Source organism: Asticcacaulis sp. P2_B1 (assembly GCF_056404915.1).
In genome coordinates, this window is the sequence record NZ_JBFUDD010000018.1 from 43,903 (window position 1) to 66,116 (window position 22,214).

Genomic DNA, 22,214 nt, shown 5'->3' on the forward strand with positions numbered 1-22,214 from the left:
CTGCTAATAAAACCTTGATTTTCCAGTGTCGCGCGTGAGTCCTAATGAATCCTTTATCGACGCCCTTAAGTCGCCGTTTACCGTGAAAAAGCAGCGATTTGGCGGACAATTTCGCGTGAGCACACGCAAAGGTAACCCCACAGCAAGGTCTGCGTGTTAAGACATGCAGCATGAAGACTTCGCCCGTGCAAGATCCCCCCGCTTCCACGCCGCTGTCCGTCGATGCCATCGTGCTCGATTACGGCCTGATGGCGCAATCGCGACTGTCGCCCTATGTCATGGGCTATTTCGGCATCGGTTTGCCGATCTTCCTGTGGGCTGCCAGCCACAGCCTGTCGCCATGGTGGCTGGCGCTCTACCTGCCTTTATTCGTCGTTGCCTGGACCGTGTTCATGGTCTTGAAGGGACAGTGCGAGCGTCTGCAAGACCGGCACGACGGCGATCGCGCTGCCAATATCAAGTCGCGCCTCCATCGCCAGGGCATTGCCGGCGCAGTATGGACCGCGGTCTTGCTCACCATCTCGCTGACCGCGGGTCAGTGGGGCGTCACGCCGGAAATCCTGCTGATGATTTGCGCCGGCGCCGCCGTTGGTATCATCTTCTTCTCGTCGCCCGTGCTGATCTATCTCCTGATATTGGGCCCCCTCGCCGTTGCCGGACCGATCCTGGCCCTGAACGGCCTCGGCCAAAGCCCCGAACTCAGCCAGTTGATGACCGGCGGCCTGGCGCTCGGCCTGGCCATGGGTTTCGTGCTCAACCGCCATATGCGCGAGCACTATTTGCTGCAGTACCGGCAAAGCGAGATCGCCGCCGAACGCGAAGCCGCCCGCGCCGCTTCCGATGCGCTTAACGATGCCAAGATCGCCCTGATGGAGACCCTGTCGCGCGAAGTCCAGACCGGCCTGAAAGGCGTCGAACAGACCCTGGCTCAGTGCCTGACCGTCCTGACGCGCGCGCCGGCGCCGCGGCAATATGTCGACGCCGCCTTGAGTGAAATCAACCATTTGCAGACGATCCTGGTGACGACACTCGACAACGACACCGCCGAAGCCGGCCAGATCGAACTGAATATTCAGCCGCTCGATATCGAGCTGTTGTGTCAGAAGACGATTGCGTCGTTCTCTGGCCTGGCGCATGGCAAGGAGCTTCACCTGTCGCTGACGGTTCAGGGCCTGCCGACTACAGGCGCCGCCATGGGCGACGAACACCGCGTCGAACAGATCCTGTCGCACCTTGTGGGTAATGCGGTCCTTTACACGCAACAAGGCAGGGTCGAAGTGAAACTGACCATGGTTCCGGACGGCTTCCTGCGTCTCGAAGTCGTCGATTCCGGCCCCGGCCTGAGCGCCGAAGAACTGGAGCAGGCTTTCCAGCCGCACATGCGCGTGGCGCGAACATCGGCCGGCCATTCCGGCGCCGGCCTGGGCCTCAGTCTGTCGACATCGCTCAGCGAATTGATGGGCGGCCGGATGGGTGGCCAAAGCACCCCCGATGTCGGGTCGAAGTTCTGGTTCGACCTGCCCTTCGACGCCACGGCTACCGCCCCGGCGCGTCCGGTGGAAGTCGAAGAGACCGAATGGGTCAGCGAGCATTCGCTGCGCATCCTGCTGCTGTCCAATGACAGCCTGCGCTCGGCGCAGCTACGCGATTCGCTGGAGAAGCTGGGCCATAAATGCCTGACCTCGACCTCACGCGAACGGGCCCTGGCCCTGGCGAAAAAGGCGCCTGTCGATGCCTGTTTGATTTCGACGGGGGCGTTCGAGGACCTGGAAGACCAGGACAACCGGACGAAGCTGGATCAGTTCCTCGGCAATCTGCGCTCTACCCAGGCCGAGGCGCGCCTCAATATCCTGGCCCTGTTGCCGGCCGGCGATCAGGCCGAAGACCTGCAGGCCCTAGGGGTTCAGCCGCTATTGCTGCCTCAAAGCCGAGAAAGTCTCGGACGGGCCCTGGCCAGCTTTTAAGCACGGTTACCCTAACGCGTTGTCGCCACCGAACATCTTGCTGAGAGCGCTGTCGGCATCGTCGCCGCCGTCCTTACGTTTGGCTTCGTCACCGGGCCCAAAAGCCGACATCAACTGGGTGGAAAACAGCAGGCCTTCCTGGCCCTGTCCGCCGAACACCATCTGCATCACGGCCTCGTCGGCCTTGACCTTGTCCCATCGCGCCATGAGCAAAGGCGTTGTTTCCATCTTGGGCTCGGCGTCCGGGATCGCCATCGGTGCCGAGCCGCCGGTCCGCGTCAGATTGGCCATGACCTCGGTGACGTTCAAGGCGCGGCCATGGCTGTAGAAGATGCTGCGGTTGGCGCGGGCGGCAGATGGAAACAGGCTCGCCGCCGTCGCCTGCGGGCGGGTCTGGCTGGCATTGATCAGGTCGGCGGCGCCGTCGGGGCCGAGAAAATGGGCGGCATAGAGTTCGCCCTGGGTGGCGTTGCGTCCGATACGGCCCCTGAGATAGGCGGCGTGGCCGGCGGTCATTTCGGCCGCCATGACGGCATTGGCGTCGGCATCGTAGCGCAAGCCCAGGACCTGCTTGCGCACGGCGGCATTGGGCACCGAATAGCGGCCGTCACGTCCCTTGACGATCTGATCGGCATAGGAGCCATAGCCGTGCTTGGCGCCACTGTTCTTGACCATGCCGAGCCAGGTCTGCTCGATGAACTGGAACAGGCCGGCCGCCGACGATGTGGGCGCGTGGGCGTTGGGATTAAGAGAGCTTTCGCGGGTCGCCGTCTTGACCAAGTAGCCAAAGTCGACGCCGGTAGCGTTGGCGGCGCGCTGAAGCGAGCCCATGACACCTTGCGCCCCGTGTTGCAAGGAACGGCCAACTTGATTCGACATCTGAGTCAGGCCAGATATCTGCTTCAAGAATGGGGCGGGATCGGGTACTGGGGCTGTGAACAAACGCATAGGCAGATTTTGCCCCATACGTGGTTAATATCGCCTTAAAAGCGATCCGGGCGATAGAGGTGCGCGTCCGGGTTGGCCACGCCCTCGATCAGATCGACGATGATTTGGGCTGCCAATGGCGCAAAAACATAGCCGTTGCGGCGCATGCCTGTGGCGATATAGACGCCGGAGGTGGGGTCCATCCCGATTATCGGCCAGCCGTCCGGCGTGGCGGCGCGAATGCCTGTCCGCGGCACGGCGGGGCTAAGGTCCAGATCAGGGAACATCGTTGCGGCGCGGTCTTTCAAATCGGCGACAACGGCTGGATCGACGGCGAGATCATCCCTGCCCGCTTCCATCGAGGCGCCGAATTTGGCCGAACCGCCATAGCTCGCCAGATAGCCTTCGGCGGCGCGAATGACGCCGGCTGGCGTATCGGCGGAGAGGTCCAGTATATGCCCCTTGATAGGGTGTAGCCGTTCGAGGAGCGGAATGGCGTCAGCGAAGGCGACCGTCCCGAACCCGGCGGCCAGGACGACATGGTCCGCCGTCAGAGTAGCGCCGTCGTCAAGACGGACGGTATGGCTGGCGACGGAGATCGCTTCGGCGTCGAGCCACTGGCCACCGCGGGCGCGGAAGGCGCTTTCCAACTCGGACAAGGTGACGGTAGCATCGATCAGCCAGTCTCCCGGCACCGGTTCGCCCGAATAGGCCGGCGAAACGTGCAGGTCTTGCAAGGCGTTTCTGTCGAGCGCATCCGACCGCGCCGTTTGCAGCGCAAACCCAAGAAAATCATGATCGTCTTCGGTTTGATCTCCGCGCCAGATAAAGACGCTGCGGGCCCTGTCCTGTTGCTGACGCAAGGCGAGAGTCAGAGTCCGCGGCCAGGCGTCGGTCAGATTAAGCCAGGCGTCCTGCGCCCTGCGCATCCTGGCAAGGCCGACAGGGTTCCACGGGTCGGTGCGCGATTCCAAAACCGGCGCGATCATGCCGGCTGCGACGCCTGATGCCGTATCTTCCGCCTTGTCACGGGCGACGATCGTGACGGCATGGCCCCTTGCCTGCGCGACCACGGCGATACACAGGCCCACAATGCCGGCGCCGATAACGATCAAGGATGTTGAGCTTGTCTCTGCCATGACGTGGACCTACGCGATTCCGCAAGGTCAGGCTATGCGGCATAAAGCCTGGCGATGGTACCGCCTCTCAGGCTTGAACTGAGGACCTCCGGTTCCACAAACCGGCGCTCTAACCAACTGAGCTAAGGCGGCACACTATCGCGAGGGGGCAGTCTCTAACGCGACATCACGGGATTATCAAGTCCCCATGCCGGAAAATATGCGATATCGCGGTTTCGATTGAAGCAACCGATCAACGGACACCATATCAGAGCGTCCAATGGTAGGTGAGTTGAATGTGATCACCGGGATCATGGGGCTGAGTCAGTTCAGGGTGCTCTTTGACGTTATAGGTTTTGCTGAACGCCTTGATCGTCGCAGCACCGAAACCGTAGCCTCGCGGGCCTTCGCTGACGATAATGCATAGAGCCAGACTGCCATTCTGCTGAACGACGCAGTCGATCGTCGCGACGCCCTGAACTTCTTCGTTCAGGGCGCGCGCCGGATAATAGTCTTCCGTGGTTGTGGTGCCGGCCACCAGCAGGCCCGCGATAATATAGCCTGCGACGACCGTCATGGTTTCCCCTACTTGTATCCCTTGGACGCAATATAGTCCTGCAGGTCCTTGATCCGTGTCTTGTCCGACGGGTGGGTCGACATAAATTCAGGCGGCGCGCCCGAATTCAGCGCCATCATGTTCTGCCACAGATTGATGGCTTCCTTAGGCTTGTAGCCGGCCTTGACCATCAGGTCGACACCGATACGGTCGGCTTCGGATTCCTGCTTGCGCGAATAGGGCAAGAGGATGCCGAGTTCGGCGCCCAGGCCGCCATAGTTGGCGACGGCCTTCTGGACATTGCCTTTGGTCACGCCCTGTGCGGCTTCGAGCACGCCTTGGGTCGCCATGGTCTGGGAAGCGCGCTCGGCGGCGTGTTTGGCGATGACGTGGCCGGTTTCGTGACCGATGACGGCCGCCAGTTGATCGTCGTTCTTGACGACCTTGAACAGGCCGGTATTGACGCCGACCTTGTTGCCGGGGATGACGAAGGCATTGGGTTGATCGTCGTCGAACAGGACATATTCCCAGGACCGGTTACCCATGCCGGCGGCGGCGACGATGCGCGCGCCGACGGTTTGAATACGTTTGTTGAGCACCGGATCGTGGGAAACCTTGGCGGTCTTCAACTGCTGCTGCCAGCCCGCCATGGCGCTTGCTTCGAGCGCACTGTCGTCGACCAGGATGAGCTGCTTGCGCCCGAGCGCTTCATTGGTTTCGCAGCCGCTTATGGCCAGGCCGGCGCTCAAAAGCGTCAGGCACAGTACAGGTTTGATCCAAAAACGCGTCATAAGTTCAATATCTCCGCCGTGAAAGGTTCCGCCACCCTAAACTGAGGCAAATAAAAAAGACATCCCGAACCTTCCGGTCCGGGATGTCCTTTTCTTTTTCGGATGATGACGAGTTTTAGCCCAGTTGCCATTTTACCGTGGTGCGCAGGACCGAGCCGATCTTGACGTCACCCTGGGTGATGTCGACGCGCCCTTTGTCCTGGACCATTTTCACCGTCTGGGCGCCGAAGCCGAAACCGCCCGGCGTCTCGGACACGACCGTGCAGCCGACATGGCCCTTGGCGTCCAGCACGGTGCATTGCACGGTGGCTACGCCTTCGCGCTCGCCATCCGCGGCCTTGGCAGGGTAATATTCAGCCAAGGCGTTGCCGTCCGGAAATTGGGTCCAACGCGCCTTGACGAAGCCCCCGCCAGAAGTAGAGGACGTGGTGCCGGCGCTGCTTTGCGCGGTGCCGATGGCCGGCGGTGTCGAGGTACTGCCGGAGGCATGGTCGGTCTCAACGGGAGCGAGCGGCGTCGTCGGCACGAGAGGCGGCGTCTCCAACACCGGCTTATGGACCTCGATGACCTTTTTGGGCAGGGGCTGGTCGGGCTTCGGCGGCTCCGGCGGAGGCGGATTATAGATCGTCCCTATAATCCGGGGATCCTCCGGCTCGGCGACCGTGGGTCCTGTAAAATTTTGCTGGAGAAGGTAATAGGCAAGAATGAGATGCAGCAGGATAGCGAATCCGACACCCCAATAGAAGGACGGCGGCAGACGTTTAATAGACGTGTCGGCATAGATTGGCGCGTGGAAGCTGTGAACAGCATCAGTCATACTTTGTCTCCTCCATGATACATTACATCACGCAGAAGCGGTTACAGACTTTCACACCCAGTCAAGAAAGCTGTACTTCACCTGCATCAAAAGTAGGGAGCGATAACTTTTCTTATTGTAAGGGTAGCATACGCCCTTTTTGCCATTTCACAACAGATTGTTTTTGCGAGGCGTTCTCACCGATTCCAACTCGCCCTTTCCAGCCTGCTGTTGGGAGCACAATAAAAAACGCCCCGGGGATGAACCGGGGCGTTTTCAGTTTTGCAGTCCGTGAAAGCTTATAGCTGCCACTTATAGATAAACTTCTTGCGGGCGCCATCCTGGAGCTGGCCACCGACCGAACTCGGGTCGACGCGAGCGCCTTTGATAAAGCCTCTGACCGTCGCGGCACCAAAACCGTAACCCTTGGGGGTTTCGCTGATAATGTCGCAGGAGGTGACGCGTCCGGCGGAATTAACGGCGCAGTCGATCGTGACCGAGCCTTCGATTTCGTCGTTCAGCGCCCGGTCTGGATACAGATCTTGCATCTGATCCTGACCCGGATAGGTCCAGTTACCGGCCACGTAGTGAGGTCCCGGAGGCGCCACTGGGGGCGGTGTACCGGTATTCATCTGCACGGGCGGCGCCGTATAATCGACGTGCTTTTCCTGCGGAACAGGCGGCACGGGGATCGGCGGCGGCGGCGCGATATCCGTCGGCGGCGTCACACGCGGCTGCACCACGGGGGGCGGCGGCGTATTGGGCGGCGGCGGAGGTGGCGGAGGTGGCGGCGGCGGAGGTGGCGGTGCGACTAGATCGACCTTCACCTTTTCGTCGACGAACTTGACTTCCTGCTGTTCGAACTTGGTCTTCAGCAGATAATAGCCAACGCCTATGTGTATAGCAGCGGCAACGCCGATCCCGATCCAGAGAGAACTTTTATTATTGTTCTCCGGCGGATCAAGAATAGGGTCACGTTTTCTATGGGGAGTTTCTTCCATATCAGACCCTCTTACTGAGCATTGTCTTCGCCGACGAGCGCAACGCTGTAGAAACCATTGTCCTGCAGCTTGTTCATCACTTTCATAAACTCGGCATAACGCGTCTGTTTATCGCAGCGGATGAAAATACGTTCTTCGTCGGGGTTGCGAGCGCCGATGGTCTTCTTGAGGTCATCCCCCAGTTCGTCCAGCGACGTCTCATTATTGGCGATATAGACGCTCCCATCTTGCTTGAGCGTGATATAGACCGGCTTGGGTGGGTTATTCTGAGCTTTGGCGACGGCTTTAGGTAGGGTTACTTCGACCGACACGGTAGCGAGCGGAGCCGCGACCATGAAAATAATAAGCAACACCAGCATGACGTCGACGAACGGCGTAACGTTAATTTCCGCGTTGGCCTCGACGTGAAACTTCGAGCCGCCACCACCTGATAGCTTGGCTCCCATATCGCTTACGCCCCTTTGTCGAGTTGACGCGACAGAGAGTTCATCAGTTCAGAGACAAATTGCTCGGAACGCGTACCGTAGTTGGTGATGCTGGAGTTGAAGATGTTGTACATGACAACGGCCGGGATAGCGGCGATCAGGCCCAGGCCGGTAGCCATAAGGGCTTCGGCGATACCCGGGGCGACGACGGCCAGGTTGGTGGTGTGCGAGTTGGCGATACCGATGAAGGAACGCATGATCCCGAAGACCGTACCGAACAGACCGATAAACGGCGAGGTCGAACCGACCGAGGCGAGGAAGGACAGACCGCCCGACAGGCGCTTGGCCAGGCCGGCTTGAACGGCACCAACCGAAGCTTCGGCGCGGTGCAGAGTGGCTTCACGGTGTTCGCCCGAGATCGACAGGCCGGCTTGCTTCGACAACTGAACTTCTTCAGTAGCCACGGCCGCCATATCGGCGAGCGGGTTGCCTGCGAATTCATCCGAAACCGCGATGCGGTTGATGTCGGCGATCGAGCGCGCGGCGCGATACGATTCCAGGAAGTTGGTGGTGACGCGGTTCAGCGAACCGAAGTCCATCAGCTTCATGATGAGCAGGACCCAGGAGATGACCGAACAGACGATCAGCAGGGTCATGACGCATTGGACGACGATCGAGGCGCCGACGAACATGCTGACGAAATCGATGTCGACATCGGCCTTCTTGCCGGCAGCGGACGAGCTGCTCTCGTCAGCCGGAGCAGAGGCCGCGGGGGCTGCCGTCGGAGCCGCGGCGGAAGCCGCAGGTGTGGCGGACGTGGCCGCCAGGGCCATGACCGGGGAGCTCATCAGCAGTGCAGCGGCACCCAGCAGAGCAATGAAAGGATTGTGTTTCTTGTGTTCGAGCATTTTTCGCCAATTCCTGAATATGGACCTTACCCACCGAAGGGCTGACCAAGGACTAAAGGGGAAGCGTTTACCCCATGTTAAAACCATAGAACCGCCAAATCGTCCGTCTTACCGGATCGTCTCTGAGCGGCCCTCTCGTGCCTGAAAACCGTGCGTACGGATCTAACGTCCATATCGCTCTGCGCCAGAGCACAAACTCTGCCATTATGAACCATTACGATTCAAAAGGCGATCTCTTTGTTAACGGAAGTTAATCCCTTAACCTAGCGATTTGGGCCTAAATGATCCGGCAAAGCCTGAAACGTCAAGGTGTCAGTTACAGACTTTTCGAGCCGGAGCGACCCATAAAGATAAGTCCTTATAAAAGTGTGAAGCAAAAGTTCAAACATGTCCGATAGTTAATCCAACATATTGGTCACAAGCTGTTTCATACCGTGATTAAAAAAATTTTTCATAAGGATGCGTTTTTTTGACGTAACATCGCTCCGTAGGGGAAATCCTTCCAGACCATGCACGCCGTGATGGAGGATAACGATGTTAGCGCTCCCATCTGAAGCGAATCCCGTTACCGCGACTCGCGCGGCAAGGCGCCGCTGTGAACCTAACCCGTCGGCTGACAACCCTTGAGCAAATTGAAGGCAAGACCCTTCTGTTTCATGTCGAAAGTGCCGAGCGTTTCGCCTTTGAATATGACCGTGACGACCTGCCCTTTTTGCAGCAGAGCCATGGCCTCGGTTGTCGATCCCGCACCGCTGGCCTTGGCATCCCAACTGGACCAGACGCCCTGGACATAGCCGTCTTGGTAACCGCCCCAGGCGGCCGATGTTTTGCCGACATCCTTAAAGTCCAGGGTGACCGGCATATCCTCGGCGTCGAGGTTTTGGTTGTCGACCATTTCCCAGCGCGGCCGCGTTACCTTGACATTGAACAGGCCGTCCGACGGCCGGTACAGAAAGGACAAGGTCGTGTCGTCCGAACGCGGATAGTCGACCGTGCAGGTGGTTTTGCCCAGGCTGAATTGAAAGGCGTAGGTTTCTGGTTCGCCCGCCGTCGCTGCGCCAGCAGCCAGCATCGTGGCCACGGCCATGCCGGCCAAAAGTATCGTTTTCAAATCGGCTCTCCTCCTAATTAGTTGCAGTAGGGATTGGATTGCGGACATGCCGTGGTCGAACCCGACAGGTAGTTGAAGGCCTGGTTCCAGTTGCTTTCGCGCATGATGTCCGAGGTGCTGGGGCCGGAATAGGCGGAGGACGGCGCGTAACTCGATGTCCAGGCGCCGCTGGCCAAAGCAGCGTCCCAGGCGTCGAAGGCTTTTTCCCAGACGCTGCGGTGGTCGATCATGGCCTCTTCCATGCGGCGTTGGCGTTCGGCCATTTCCTGACGCGCCGGTTCGTTCAGCATCGAACGATAGATGGCCTTGGCCTCGTCGCTGCCGCGCATCGAGGCGATCGCCATGTAGTGTTCACCCTTGTCGTGGTCTTCCGGTACCCCATCGCCATACCAATAGGCCATGCCCATCCACATGGCCGCTTCGACATGGCCGACTCGGGCAGCGTTTTCGATCAGGATGACGCCATCGTCCTGGCGCGGCGGGTCGAAGACGCCGTCCAGGCCGTAATACATCCAGCCGCCCAATATCCATTCGGCCTCGTCATTGCCCTCCTGGGTCAGGCGGTAGACCGTGGTCACGCCAAGCATGCGGTCCCCGCTGTCGACCTCATGGATGCCGAGGCCGATCTGCTGCATGGCCGGAAGCGACGGATCGATGGCCGGTATGGCGGCCCGGGCGCCGGGATCCTGCTGCAACAGGTCGTTGGCCGCCTGGCAGGAATCGCTGAGGCCCATCCGGCACGCCTTGTCGTAAAGTGCGATAGCGACCGCCGAATCGGGATTGATACCGTTGCCCAGGCTATAGGCCAGGGCCAGTTCGTCACAGCCCGCCGCGTCGCCGAGATCGCAGCCACGGCGTTCATAGAATAACCCCTCCAGCATGGTCGTCGTGGCGCCCTGTTTGTCGCGCAGACCCAACTTTCCCAGCCAGACGCAAGCGCCGGCGTCGCCGGCCATGCAGGCCGTATTGAGATACTGTTCGCCCTTATTGATACCGGCCTTGTCGCTGCCATAGGTCAGATAGGTACCATATTGGCGACAGACCTCGAGCAGGCTCCCCTGCCCCTCCGTGCAACCGGTCTTGGCATAGGCCATGGCCTGGGTGCGATCGGCGGCAACACCCCAGCCCCTGTCATAGGCATCGGCCAGGCCGTTGCAGCCCCAGGCGCGTTTCGCTGCGCAGGCCTTTTGAAACAGGGGAATGGCCTGGGCGCGCGAGGCCGCGTCGCTGCTGTCGTAGAACAGTGCACGGGCCTCCAGGCGGCACCCTTCGTCGGCGCCCTGATCGCAGGACGATTGCATCATTTGCCCGGCCTGGCTCTGTTCATCGGCCGTACCGGCGCCGGCTTTGAGCGCCGCCGCAACCAGGGCGCACGCCGTCTGGTTCTTGAGGTCGCAGCCGCGCCGCGCCGTCGTCAGCGCCAGGTTGGGGTCGCTGAAATTGGCGGTGCCGTCGAGGATGATCGCCGCCGCCCGGGCGCAGCCATCGCCGCTCCCTTGCGCGCAGGCGAGCTTGGCATAACCGAGGGTGACGCGCAGGTCGGGCTTTAAATCACCTTCACCATTGCGGAAGGCTTCGCCGAGATGCAGGCATTGCGCCGTGTCGCCGCCACGGCAAGCGGCATCCCATTTGATCGCCACGCCATACAGCACGAACGGCATGTTCTGATGGCCGTTGTCGATAGCGCTGTCGCGCGAACCGTCATAGGCCGACGGCGCCTTATCGGCGGCCAGGGCGCCCTGAACCGCCACGATTTGGCAGGCCAGGATCAGGCCTATCGCCATATACAAGTTTGAGAAACGCAACCCACTCTCCCCGCAGCCTTTATGACCCAGCCTTTATAACATGGAAAAGTGCTCCCTCAGAGTCGCCCGCACCGCAACCCCTGTTCAGGGGGTTTACAAGACTTGTCATGAAGTGGAACATTTTTGATCACGTTTCAAATGAAACAGTTTTGCCCTACGCTACGTGATATTTGACAGACCTTCCTTTCAGCCAGGGGACGGCCATGACCTACAGTCTCAACATCGGATCCGAAACCGACGTCAACACCACCACGACCGGCGGCCAACTGGACGCGTCGGTTACCACCCTGGCCGACGGCAGCTATATTGTCACCTGGCAGGGTGCGGTGACCGGAGGCGGGGGCTTCGATATCTATATCCAGAAATATTCCGCCAGCGGCCAGAAACTTTTCCCCGAATACCACTATACCAACGCCTCCAGCAGCACGATCAGCGAGACCTTGCCGACAATCACGGCCTTGACCGGCGGCGGTTTCGTCATCGCCTGGGAAGCCGCCGACACGACCGGCAGCAGCAGCAACAATATCGTCGCGCAACGTTTTGACGCCAATGGCGGCCAGGCCGGCGGGACGATGCAAGTCAACACCTTCAACACCGGCAACCAGATCAATCCGTCCGTCGCCGGCACGTCGGATGGGGGTTATATCTTCGTGTGGAACAGCACGGCGTCGGGCCATACCGGTATCTGGGCACAGAAGTACGCTGGCGGCGGCGGCACGATCGGCGCCGAGTTCCAGGTCAGCACTTCCGGCATACCGAGCAGCGTTGCGCCCGCGGTCGCTGCCCTCGACGATGGTGGCTACGTCGTGACCTATTGGGATGGCGGCCAGAAAGTCTACGGGCAAAGATATGCCTGGAACAATGTCAAGATCGGCGGCGAGGTCCTTCTCAACGCGACTGCCCACTTGACCCAGGACATCGCCGTTACGGCTTTGCACGACGGCGGCTATGTCGCAACATGGGTAACCACGGCGGGGCTCATGGCCCGCCAGTTCGACGCCTCGGGTGCGGCGGTTACCGGCGACTTGCAGATCAACACGACGACCACGCCGCGCGACGACCTGCCATCAGTAGCGGCATTGCGCGACGGCGGTTATGTCGTCGTCTGGTCGGCCGGGACCGCCACCTTGGCCGGTATCTATGTACAGGTCATGGATTCCAACGGCAACAAGGTCGGGCCGGAATGGCAGGTCGACACCACGGGCGACCTGTCAGGGGATCCCGATGTCAGCGCCCTGGCCGATGGCGGTTTTGTCGTCACATGGCACAACAGTCATGGCGATGCTTCGGGCTATGGCATAGAACAACGCGTCTTTCATGAAACAGCGACGCTGGACGGGACGCAGTCGATCTTCGGCACGGTCGACTCCGACACGCTGGATGGTGGCGCCGGGGCCGATGTCATGTACGGCGGGGCCGGCGATGACACCTATATGGTCAACAATGCCGGCGATACCCTTATCGATAGCTCCGGCTATGACACGGTCGTGGCCACGGTCAGTTGGACTCTGGGCGCCGCGCTGGAGAACCTGACCTTGACCGGAACCGCGCCGCTGGCCGGCACCGGTAACGCCCTCGATAATGTCATCCTGGGCAATTACGGCGTCAATAACCTGCAGGGCCTGGCCGGCGACGACTACATCAACGGCGGCGCAGGCAACGACACCATCACCGGCGACGACGGTAATGACACGCTGGATGGCGGCGACGGCAGCAATACGATTTCCGGCGGCACGGGCGACGACGACATCCACGGCGGCAACGGCGCCGATACGATCACCGGCGACGACGGTAACGATACGATCGACGGCAGTATCGGCAATGACACGATCCACGCCGGCACCGGCGACGACACGATTCTGGGCGGCATAGGCGCCGACACCCTCTTCGGCGAAGAGGGCGGCGACTATATCGACGGCGGCGCCGGCAACGACACCATCCAGGGCGGCGCCGGCCATGACGACCTGAACGGCGGCGACGGCACCGACGTCATCACCTCCGGCGACGACGACAGCACGCTGAGTGGCGGCGCCGGCAGCGATACCTTGAGCGGGGGCCAGGGTAACGACCATATCGACGGCGGCAGCGGCGACGATATCATCTTCAGCGGCGCAGGCTACGACCAGGTCTATAGCGGCGACGGCAATGACACCATCACCCTGGGCGACGAATTCGGCAACGGCTCCGGCAGCGATGCCGACGGCGGCGCCGGCAATGACACGATCAACGGCAGTTCCGAACTCGACAATATCGACGGCGGTTCCGGTTATAATTTTCTCAACGGTTTCGGCGGCGACGACGTCATCAGCGGCGGCTCCAATACCGACATCATCACCGGTGGCGACGGCAACGATACGCTGACCGGCGGCGACGGCAACGACAATATCGATGGCGGCGTCGGCAATGACCAGATCGATGCCGGATCGGGCAATGACATCATCCTGATGTCGACGGGGACGGACGCGGTCGACGGCGGCACCGGTCACAACCAGCTCGACCTCGCCAATATGGGCGATGTCGTGTTCGTCAATCTCGCTAATGGTTATGCCTTTGTCGGCAGTTCCTCGAGCCAGCTCGACCATATCAGCAATGTCTCCGGGTCGCAGTGGGCCGACGTCATAACCGGTGACGACACGGTGAACATCCTGTGGGGCCAACTCGGCGCCGACACGCTGACCGGTGGCGGCGGCAACGATACCCTCTTGGGCGGCGACGGCAATGACGCGATCGATGGCGGCAGCGGCATCGACCTGATGATCGGCGGCGCCGGTAACGACACCTTTATCGTCGACAACATCAGCGACATTGTCTCTGATACCGAAGGCGGCACCGACCTCGTCAGGGCGTCGGTGTCGTTCACTCTCACCACCCAAGTTGAGAACCTGACCCTGACCGGCACGGATAACATCGACGGCACCGGCAATACCTTGAACAATGTCCTGACCGGCAACAGCGGCAACAACGTGCTCGACGGCGGCATTGGCGCTGACGCCCTGAGCGGCGGCGTGGGTAACGACACCTATGTTGTCGACGACGCCGGCGATGTCGTCACTGAAGCGGCAGCGGCCGGGATCGACACCGTGGTGGCCGCCTTCACCTACACCCTGGGCGCCAACCTTGAAAACCTGACCCTGACGGGATTTGCTGACATGAACGGCACCGGCAATGCCCTTGACAATATCATCACCGGCAATAGCGGCGCGAACACCCTGGCCGGCGGGGCCGGCAACGACACTTATATCGTCCAGAACACGACCGACATCGTCACCGAGGTCACCGGCCAAGGGACCGACACCATCCTGTCTTCGGTCAGCTATACCCTGGTCGGCTATGTCGAAATCCTGACCCTAACCGGCAATACGGCTATCAATGCCACCGGCAACAGTATCGCCAACACGCTGAACGGCAACAGCGGCAATAACGTCCTCAACGGCAAGGGCGGTGACGACAGCCTGACCGGCGGACTGGGCGCTGACAGCTTTTCGGTATCGACGAGCAGCGGCCATGACGTCATCACCGACTTCTCGGCCGCACAGAACGACAAGATCAATGTCAACGCCTATACGCACGGCGTCGCCTACAGCAATGGCGTGACGATCGGCCAGGACGGTTTCGGCAATGCCATTATCGATTTCGGCGGCGGCAACAACATAACCATTCTTGGCGTCGCACCGGCCGATACCAACTTCCTGTCGCACATCGTCTGGTAAGGCGGTCAAGGCACGAAAGGACCGGATTATAATGCCGGGATGAGACTTTCGTGCTAATAGCGAAGGTCTGACAGGGAGGCGCCCGTGAAGACCGTACTTTTGTCCTGGCCGTTCTGGGCGCTGCTGTCGGCGGCGTTTGCCGCCCTCACCGCCATCTTCGCCAAGATCGGCGTCGAAGCGGTCAATGCCAACCTGGCAACCTTTATCCGAACCGTGGTGATCGTCGTCGCCGCGGGCCTTGTCGTGCTAGCGACCCATAGCTGGCAGATGCCTGGCAGCATATCCTCACGCAGCTGGCTGTTCCTCGTCCTGTCGGGACTGGCGACCGGCGCCTCGTGGTTCTGCTATTTCCGCGCGCTCAAGCTGGGCGACGCCGCCCGCGTGGCGCCGATCGACAAGCTGAGCGTCGTCTTCGTCGCCGTCTTCGCCGTGCTGTTCCTCGGTGAGAAGCTGTCCCTGCCCAATTGGCTGGGCGTGGCCCTGATCGCCGCCGGCGCCATATTGGTGGCATGGCGGGTGTGAGCGGTAGCGCTAAACTTTACGCGCCCAACAGATTGACCGTCATAAAGCGGCTGTTCGGATCGGGTTTGTAGTCTCCGAACGGCGGGCAGTCGGTGAAACCGAGGCTGGCATAGAGCGCATGGGCCGGCAGGAAATAGTCCCATGAGCCGGTTTCCAGGCTGAGGCGCGTCATGCCAGCGGCACGCGCTTGCGTCATGATGTGGATCAGCATCAAGCGGCCGGCGCCGCGTCCGCGGTGGGCGGCGACCGTGTGCATCGACTTGACCTCACCATGGTCCGCGGACAGCCGTTTAAGCGCCCCCATACCGACCAGATCGTCACCCTCCCATTGCGTCCAGAAACGGAGGTCAGGGCCTTTGAGGCCCGACAGGTCGAGCGCGTGGGAGCTGCCTGGCGCCGTGTGGGCACTGGCGCTGTCGACATGGAAACGCAGCAGGTCGACGACGCGCGGATCGTCGAGGCCACCAGCAACGATCCGCATCATGACCGGCACACGGCGACGAGGTAGCGCGCTCCCTCGGGGCCGGCATTGAACCTGACCCCACCCCAGATGCGAAAGCGCAGGCAATCGCCGGGGGCGAGCGCCTGGGTCTTGCCCTCCCATGTCAGGTCCAGGCTTCCGCCCAACATCCAGATGTGCTGCTCCATGCCGGGGATGGGCGGCGCGTCATAGGCGACCACCGCGCCGGCCGGCAGTTCGGATTCGATCAGTTCGACGCGCAGCCCTTCGACCGGCGGCGACACCATACGGCGATGAAAGCCGGTGGCCGGATCGACCCAGACGCGCTGATCGCGGACCGCGACGAAATCGGCCGCTGCGTCGTCAAGCCCGCCCAGTAGGCCCGACATCGTGATGCCAAATGCGGTACACAGCCGGCCTAATTGGGTCGCCGTCGGACTGGTCTCGCCGCGTTCTATCCGTGACAAGGTGGCGCGAGAAATACCGCTGTCGCGCGCCAGATCGTCGAGCGACCAGGTGCGGGCCGTGCGCAGGTCCTGCAGACGCAGGGATAAGCGCCGGTCGAGCTCAGTTTCGGAGGATACAGCCGCGAAGGTCATAAATGGGAATTTATCTCATTTATGAGAATCGTCAAGCGCGCCACGGTGTGAAAACGCGATAAATCGGGGCGTGGGTCGCGACTTCACGTTCGGCCGAGATCAATTGCCGGGTTTTTAATCGCCTTATCGCGGCCTGGACCGCCGACTTCGACACACCTGTACCATAAGCAATGTCCTGGAGGCTGGCACCGAAGCTCGCCTTCGCCGCACCGTGCGTGTGCCGCCATAGCCAGAGGTAAACAAGAAACGCCGCCGGGCTGCGGTCGTGACCGGCCAGGTCGCGCATCAGGGCGTCGACGATATGGGTGTCAAGGGACAGAGTCTTCATGGTACTGACAACTATAGTTTTTAAAATACGTCTTGTCACTACGCGCCCATGCGGCAGATAATCCCCAACAACATACCGAAGGCAGACAGACATGATCACGCATATCAAGTTCATGGGTATACCCACGCGCAATCAGGCCGCGGCCCTCACCTTCTGGACCGAAAAGGTCGGCTTTACGCTCAAGACGGACCAGCCGATGGGCGACCAGCGCTGGATCGAACTGACAACACCGAAGGGCGATACCGGATTAGTGCTATTCACGCCGCCGGGCCATGAGGATCGCATCGGCAGTTTCGTCAACGCCTCCCTGGCCTGCGACGATGTCGAGGCCACCTATCGTCAACTGGTGGCCAAGGGCGTTGAATTCGTCGACACGCCGCAAAAGCAACCGTGGGGCACATTCGCCAAGTTCAAGGACCCGGACGGCAATGTCTTCGTGATCAGTTCGCGGTAACGCCGGTCTTACCGCGATGGCTGCCAGCGGAAGAAGCGCGCGGCGAGAAGACAGCCGACGACGCCCCATACCGCCAGGACCACAAGGTCCCGCCCGGGCACCGCCATGGCGAAAAAGGCGCTGATCACGCCGTCGGCCAGGGGATGGGCCGGCAGGAGCCCGGCGAGTGTGGTCAGCCACTGCGGCGCACCATGGAGCGGATAGAAGACGCTCGAGATAAACAGGATCGGAAAGGTCAGGGCATTGAGAATGGCCGGCCCGGCCTGTGCGTTGCCGATAGCGCCTACGACCGCCAGGGCCAGTGCCGCCAGGGCGGCACCCCCGAAAGCAATCACGCCAAAGAACAGCGGCAGGGCGGCCATGTTGGGATGGACGTCGAAGAAGGTCGTGCCGACCGCGACGCAAAGGCCAGATGTTAGCATGCCGACAAAAACGGCAAAAATCACCCGCGCGGCAATATAGGCCGATACCGGCGTCGGCGTGCCGCGCAACCGCTTCAATCGGCCCTGGTCGCGATCGAACAGGATCGAGGTCGCCAGGTTGGTGAAACAGGTCATGATGACGGCGAAGACCGACATGCTGGCGACATAATAGGTGCTGAGCGTCACCGTCTGACCGCCGATCTCGATCGTGTTCTTGCCGAGCAGCAGGGCATTAATGGTGAGGAACATCAACGGAAACAGCATGCCGAAAAACGCGGCGCTGGGGTTGCGCCAGAATGACAGGTTGACGAAGCGCAGGTGCAAAAGCGTGAGGCGAAGCCAGCGGATCATGCGGCACCTCCATGGGCGGCGATCAATGCCAGATAGGTGTCTTCCAGACTGGGCCGCGAGACGTCGAGTCCGGTCAGCGGCAGGCCCTGTGCCAGGGCCCAGCCGGTCAGGTCATGCAGGGTCCTGACCGGATCGTTACTGGTCAGTTCAATAACGCCATCACGCTCTACTGCGGCCAAGCCAGCCGGCAAGGGCGGATGGCCGGGCGGCAGGCGAAAGCGTATTTGGGTGCGCGCCTCGCTGCGGCCGCCGAGACTGTCGGGCGTGCCGCGGGCAATAATCCTGCCATTGGCGATGACGGCGATGCGATCGGCGAGCTTCTCCGCCTCCTCCATATAGTGGGTCGTCAGCACGATCGTCTTGCCGAGCGTCCTCAGGCCCGCGATCATCTCCCAGGCTTCGCGCCGGGCATCAGGATCGAAACCGGTCGTCGGTTCGTCGAGAAAGATAAGTTCAGGATCGCCGACAATGGCGAGCGCGACATCGAGCCGGCGCTTTTGCCCGCCGGACAGCTTGCCGGCGCGGGCCTTCGCCTTGTCGGAAAGCCCGACCAGGCGGATAACCTCGTCGACCGGCCTGGGTTTGGGATAGGTGCCAGCGATCATGGTCAACATCTCGCGCACGGTCAGGAAGGGATCGGCAACGGTCTCCTGACCGACAATGCCGATACGCTCTTTCAGCGCGGTTTCGTTTTTGGCCGGATCGTGGCCGAGGACCGACACCTGGCCGGCGTCGCGCTTGACGAAGCCCTCCATGATCTCGACCGTGGTCGTCTTGCCTGCGCCGTTGGGCCCGAGGATGGCGAAGATTTCTCCGGTCTCCACAGCCAGATCGAGACCGGCCACGGCCCGAAGTTTGCCGTAGGATTTTGTGAGACCTGTGACCTCAATCGCCGACGTGCCCATGTCCGGTCCATCCCATTATGTCGTTGCGCCAAGCCTTAGGCGTTTGGAGGGAAATTGCAACAAGGCTTCCGCCGTCGCTGTCACACGGTCACGGCAACAATTTTTGGCTGATCTCGGTGTGGGTCAAGGAGCCTTGCGACACAAGCGGCGACTGAAGGTCCGTTGCACGGTCGCAATTGCCGGCGGTGACGAGGCCCGTCCTGATGCTGGCGGTAAAGCGGCAGGTCATCTGTTCCGTATAGACGGCCAGCCTGGCCTGGTCGGCGGCGTTTTTGTGCCACGCGGCCACCTGCGCGTCGTCCATCGTATTGAGCGGATAGAGGAAGTTGAGAAAGAAGTGGTTGAGCACAGCCGCCTTGGCCTCCGGATCGGCCTCGGTCGTCAGTGTATACTCCGCCTGGTCCGTTGTTTCATCCCAGCGGGCCAAGGTCACTGTTATATGCGCGGCCGTGGCCGTATCGTCGATGGCCCAGACCGTGTCCGGCGCGGTTTGCGGGACACCGATCACCAAGGGCGCCTGGCGCAAATGCCCCATCAGGGTTTCAAGGCTGAGATGCTGGGCAACAAGCTCCTCGGACGTCAGCGGCGGGATCTCTGTGCCCATTTGATCAGCCATGTCCTTACCGAACATTTCGCTGGTATCAGCCTCGATCCGGCGGAGAATAGCGCTCAGGTTAGTGACCGCCGTGGGTGTCAGGGACGTGCCGGCGGCGTAGTCGATCCGGTCGGCAAATGACGACATCTTGGACAAGATGTCCGACATATCCGCCATGTCCGGGGCGGGCTTGCGATCGTCACGCGACGACGACAATGTACGGGACACGTCGAACCCGGTGCCGTTGGATTGGAGCACGTTCCGATAGGACTTGGCGACCTTGCCTCCGGCCATGATCAGAGTGTCCGGCATGTCGGTGACGATCTCTTCCTGCCAAACGGCGGAATCCGGTAGCGTTATCGTCAGGTGGTGGGGCTGGGTGTCGCCGGCGCAGGCGGTCTCGGCTGCAAAGAAAGCTGCCAGGCAAACGCCCAATATCATTGCCTTCATTATTCCCCTCCCCCGGATCAAGGATCATTATGCTCCATCGGGTGGGATGTCAAAATCCGCAGCCGTGTCCGGCCGGCCACCGATATTGATTTGCCCCTTGCCTGTGATACCGTGCCCCCATGGTCGATATCAGCGAAGTCCGGCGCATTGCCGCCACCTTACCCAACGCGGTGGATGAGTCCACGGCAGAACGCCTGGTCTTTTCCATCGGCGAGCGGGGCTTTGCCTGGACCTTCATGCAGCGCGACGCACCGAAAAAGCCGCGTTGGCCGAATATCGATATCCTGGCCATCAGTTGCACGCTGGACCACAAGGAATTGCTGATCGAGGCGGCGCCGGAGATTTTCTTCGACGACGACCATTATCGCGGTTATCCGGCCGTCCTGACGCGCCTGCCGGTCATCGACGCGGCGGAGTTGGCCAATCTGCTTGAGAAGGCCTGCGCGCTGCAGGCCGGCAAGCCCAAACGCAAGAAGCGCTGACTCCTCGAACTCAACGCAGCCGATCGAGGGCCGCCTCATGCGTCGGCATGGCGGTCACCGCATGGGCGCAACCCCGGCGAATCTGCTCCAGGGCGGCAAAGGCGCCGGCCTCATCGACGCCGTCGATAAGCGGATCATGGGTGCGAGGCACCAAGCCCTGCCCCAGCATGACGGATATCCAGTTCTCTTCCTGGAAGACGGTCTGGTCGGGAAAGGTCGTCAGGCCGCGCTCTTCGAACAAGGCGATCTTTTCGCGTAAAGAGTCGGGTATCGCCACATGGCGCAGATAGTCCCACAGAGGCTCGCCCGTCCGGCCGTTGACATGGTAATGGAAGACGAGGAAATCGCGGACATTCTCGACCTCCGCCGCCATCATCCGGTTGTACAGCGCCGCTGACAGACCGTCGAGCCGACGCGTGGGAAAGACGCTGCCCAACCGCGTCAGGGCGTTTTGGATCAGGTGGATACTGGTCGATTCAAGCGGCTCGAGAAACCCGCCCGACAAACCGATCGCGACGCAATTCTTGACCCAGGCGGCGGCACGACGGCCGGTCGTGAACTTGAGGAAGCGCGGCTCCGCCGTTGCCCCTGAATCGAGGGCGCCCAGCAGGCTGTCCGCCGCCGCATCGTCGCCGATAAAGTCGCCGGCATAGACATAGCCGTTGCCGGTCCGGTGTTGCAGAGGGATACGCCAATGCCAGCCGGCGCTTTGCGCCGTGGCGCGGGTATAGGGCAATAGGGGCTCCGTCCGCGCGCTCGGCACGGCGACGGCCTTATTGGCGGGCAAGAGGTTCGACCAGTCGTGGAAAGGCGTGTTCAGCGCCTGACCGATCACCAGGGCGCGAAAGCCCGAACAGTCAAAGAAGAAATCGCCGGCAATCTCAAGGCCGTCATTCAAAACAACCGCTTCGACGGCGCCATCCTCGGCATTGAGCTTCACGTCCGCAATCGTCGCTTCGACGCGCTGGACCCCGCGCCCTTCCGCGAGCTGGCGCAAGAAGCCGGCATAAAGCCCGGCGTCGAAATGGTAGGCATAGGCCATGGTGGCCTTAGGCGATGCCGGATTGGTATCGGGCCAATCGAACTTGCCGGCATAGGCCGCCAGGGTGTTGAGGCTATAATGGGCGAACTCTTGCGCCCGCCCCTGCCCGCGCGCCTTGAGCCAGAAGGGATGAAAGGACTGGCCATTGATCTTGCCACCGGTATAGCCGAACGGATGCATATAGCGGTGACCGGGTTCGCGCCAGCCGACAAACTCGATGCCCAGCTTGAAGGTGCCCTGGGTGGCGTGGACGAAGTCGGCTTCCTTGATGCCCAGCATATGGTTGAAATTGCGGATGGGCGGAATACTGGCCTCACCCACCCCGATCGTGCCGATGTCCGCGGACTCGATAAGAGTAATGCTCATTTGCCGGGGTGCGAAATAACGCGTCAGATAGGCGGCCGTCATCCAGCCTGCCGTGCCGCCGCCGACGATCACCAGCCGGGATAGTTTGCCGTCCTCATTGTGCTTGCTCGCCTCCATCCGCCCCTC

22 protein-coding genes and 1 tRNA gene are annotated in these 22,214 nt (G+C 61.2%); 5 read left to right on the forward strand and 18 right to left on the reverse strand.

Annotated elements, in window-relative coordinates:
* Nucleotides 1-170 precede the first annotated feature (170 nt).
* Complete coding sequence (locus AC1DX3_RS22865; RefSeq protein WP_476991666.1) at nt 171-1,964, forward strand: ATP-binding protein; 1,794 nt, start codon at nt 171-173, stop codon at nt 1,962-1,964.
* Nucleotides 1,965-1,970: 6 nt separating this feature from the next.
* Here the strand turns inward: AC1DX3_RS22865 and AC1DX3_RS22870 are convergent, their stop codons facing one another.
* The 11 genes from AC1DX3_RS22870 to AC1DX3_RS22920 all read right to left on the reverse strand — a co-directional run bounded on the left by AC1DX3_RS22870 (nt 1,971) and on the right by AC1DX3_RS22920 (nt 11,402).
* Complete coding sequence (locus AC1DX3_RS22870; protein WP_476991667.1) at nt 1,971-2,843, reverse strand: transglycosylase SLT domain-containing protein; 873 nt, start codon at nt 2,841-2,843, stop codon at nt 1,971-1,973.
* 104 nt (nt 2,844-2,947) lie between these two features.
* Nucleotides 2,948-4,030, reverse strand: coding sequence for an NAD(P)/FAD-dependent oxidoreductase (locus tag AC1DX3_RS22875; RefSeq protein WP_476991668.1), 1,083 nt, complete (start codon nt 4,028-4,030; stop codon nt 2,948-2,950).
* Nucleotides 4,031-4,085: 55 nt separating this feature from the next.
* A tRNA-His gene (locus AC1DX3_RS22880) sits at nt 4,086-4,162 on the reverse strand.
* 115 nt (nt 4,163-4,277) lie between these two features.
* The gene (locus AC1DX3_RS22885; protein WP_476991669.1) at nt 4,278-4,586 is read right to left on the reverse strand and encodes an energy transducer TonB; all 309 of its coding nucleotides are present in this window, start codon (nt 4,584-4,586) and stop codon (nt 4,278-4,280) included.
* Between the two features lie 8 nt (nt 4,587-4,594).
* The gene (locus tag AC1DX3_RS22890) at nt 4,595-5,356 is read right to left on the reverse strand and encodes a M48 family metallopeptidase (protein ID WP_476991670.1); all 762 of its coding nucleotides are present in this window, start codon (nt 5,354-5,356) and stop codon (nt 4,595-4,597) included.
* 115 nt (nt 5,357-5,471) lie between these two features.
* Nucleotides 5,472-6,173, reverse strand: a complete 702-nt coding sequence (locus AC1DX3_RS22895) for an energy transducer TonB (RefSeq protein ID WP_476991671.1) — start codon at nt 6,171-6,173, stop codon at nt 5,472-5,474.
* Between the two features lie 278 nt (nt 6,174-6,451).
* A complete protein-coding gene (locus AC1DX3_RS22900) occupies nt 6,452-7,153 on the reverse strand; it encodes a TonB family protein (RefSeq protein ID WP_476991672.1) in 702 nt (233 codons plus the stop codon).
* 11 nt (nt 7,154-7,164) lie between these two features.
* Nucleotides 7,165-7,599, reverse strand: a complete 435-nt coding sequence (locus AC1DX3_RS22905) for a biopolymer transporter ExbD (RefSeq protein WP_476991673.1) — start codon at nt 7,597-7,599, stop codon at nt 7,165-7,167.
* 5 nt (nt 7,600-7,604) lie between these two features.
* The gene (locus tag AC1DX3_RS22910) at nt 7,605-8,486 is read right to left on the reverse strand and encodes a MotA/TolQ/ExbB proton channel family protein (RefSeq protein WP_476991674.1); all 882 of its coding nucleotides are present in this window, start codon (nt 8,484-8,486) and stop codon (nt 7,605-7,607) included.
* Between the two features lie 601 nt (nt 8,487-9,087).
* Complete coding sequence (locus tag AC1DX3_RS22915; RefSeq protein WP_476991675.1) at nt 9,088-9,597, reverse strand: hypothetical protein; 510 nt, start codon at nt 9,595-9,597, stop codon at nt 9,088-9,090.
* A gap of 17 nt (nt 9,598-9,614) precedes the next feature.
* Nucleotides 9,615-11,402, reverse strand: a complete 1,788-nt coding sequence (locus AC1DX3_RS22920) for a tetratricopeptide repeat protein (RefSeq protein ID WP_476991676.1) — start codon at nt 11,400-11,402, stop codon at nt 9,615-9,617.
* A gap of 203 nt (nt 11,403-11,605) precedes the next feature.
* Between AC1DX3_RS22920 and AC1DX3_RS22925 the strand changes: the two genes are divergently transcribed.
* Nucleotides 11,606-15,112, forward strand: coding sequence for a beta strand repeat-containing protein (locus AC1DX3_RS22925; protein ID WP_476991677.1), 3,507 nt, complete (start codon nt 11,606-11,608; stop codon nt 15,110-15,112).
* 84 nt (nt 15,113-15,196) lie between these two features.
* Entirely contained in the window at nt 15,197-15,634 is a 438-nt protein-coding gene (locus AC1DX3_RS22930; RefSeq protein ID WP_476991678.1) for an EamA family transporter, read from the forward strand.
* Nucleotides 15,635-15,650: 16 nt separating this feature from the next.
* Here the strand turns inward: AC1DX3_RS22930 and AC1DX3_RS22935 are convergent, their stop codons facing one another.
* The 3 genes from AC1DX3_RS22935 to AC1DX3_RS22945 are packed head-to-tail and all read right to left on the reverse strand — an operon-like array spanning nt 15,651 to nt 17,021.
* Nucleotides 15,651-16,118, reverse strand: a complete 468-nt coding sequence (locus AC1DX3_RS22935) for a GNAT family N-acetyltransferase (RefSeq protein ID WP_476991679.1) — start codon at nt 16,116-16,118, stop codon at nt 15,651-15,653.
* Nucleotides 16,115-16,693 (reverse strand): helix-turn-helix domain-containing protein, encoded by a 579-nt coding sequence (locus AC1DX3_RS22940; RefSeq protein ID WP_476991680.1) that lies wholly within the window; start codon nt 16,691-16,693, stop codon nt 16,115-16,117. Before AC1DX3_RS22940 ends, AC1DX3_RS22935 begins: the two co-directional genes overlap by 4 nt.
* Before the next feature lie 31 nt (nt 16,694-16,724).
* On the reverse strand, nt 16,725-17,021 hold the full coding sequence (locus AC1DX3_RS22945) for a helix-turn-helix domain-containing protein (protein WP_476991681.1): 297 nt from the start codon (nt 17,019-17,021) through the stop codon (nt 16,725-16,727).
* 91 nt (nt 17,022-17,112) lie between these two features.
* Between AC1DX3_RS22945 and AC1DX3_RS22950 the strand changes: the two genes are divergently transcribed.
* A complete protein-coding gene (locus AC1DX3_RS22950; RefSeq protein WP_476991682.1) occupies nt 17,113-17,475 on the forward strand; it encodes a VOC family protein in 363 nt (120 codons plus the stop codon).
* Nucleotides 17,476-17,483: 8 nt separating this feature from the next.
* Here AC1DX3_RS22950 and AC1DX3_RS22955 read toward each other — a convergent pair whose 3' ends face one another.
* From AC1DX3_RS22955 to AC1DX3_RS22965, 3 genes are all read right to left on the reverse strand, one after another.
* Nucleotides 17,484-18,248, reverse strand: a complete 765-nt coding sequence (locus AC1DX3_RS22955; protein WP_476991683.1) for an ABC transporter permease — start codon at nt 18,246-18,248, stop codon at nt 17,484-17,486.
* On the reverse strand, nt 18,245-19,153 hold the full coding sequence (locus tag AC1DX3_RS22960; protein ID WP_476991684.1) for an ABC transporter ATP-binding protein: 909 nt from the start codon (nt 19,151-19,153) through the stop codon (nt 18,245-18,247). The genes AC1DX3_RS22955 and AC1DX3_RS22960 overlap by 4 nt, the downstream gene beginning before the upstream one ends.
* An 88-nt stretch (nt 19,154-19,241) precedes the next feature.
* Entirely contained in the window at nt 19,242-20,198 is a 957-nt protein-coding gene (locus AC1DX3_RS22965) for a hypothetical protein (RefSeq protein ID WP_476991685.1), read from the reverse strand.
* A gap of 119 nt (nt 20,199-20,317) precedes the next feature.
* Here AC1DX3_RS22965 and AC1DX3_RS22970 point away from each other — a divergent pair, with 119 nt between their 5' ends.
* Nucleotides 20,318-20,680: an MmcQ/YjbR family DNA-binding protein gene (locus AC1DX3_RS22970; RefSeq protein WP_476991686.1), complete on the forward strand. Its 363-nt coding sequence runs from the start codon at nt 20,318-20,320 to the stop codon at nt 20,678-20,680.
* 10 nt (nt 20,681-20,690) lie between these two features.
* Here AC1DX3_RS22970 and AC1DX3_RS22975 read toward each other — a convergent pair whose 3' ends face one another.
* Nucleotides 20,691-22,205: a tryptophan halogenase family protein gene (locus AC1DX3_RS22975; protein ID WP_476991687.1), complete on the reverse strand. Its 1,515-nt coding sequence runs from the start codon at nt 22,203-22,205 to the stop codon at nt 20,691-20,693.
* Between the last annotated feature and the right edge of the window lie 9 nt (nt 22,206-22,214).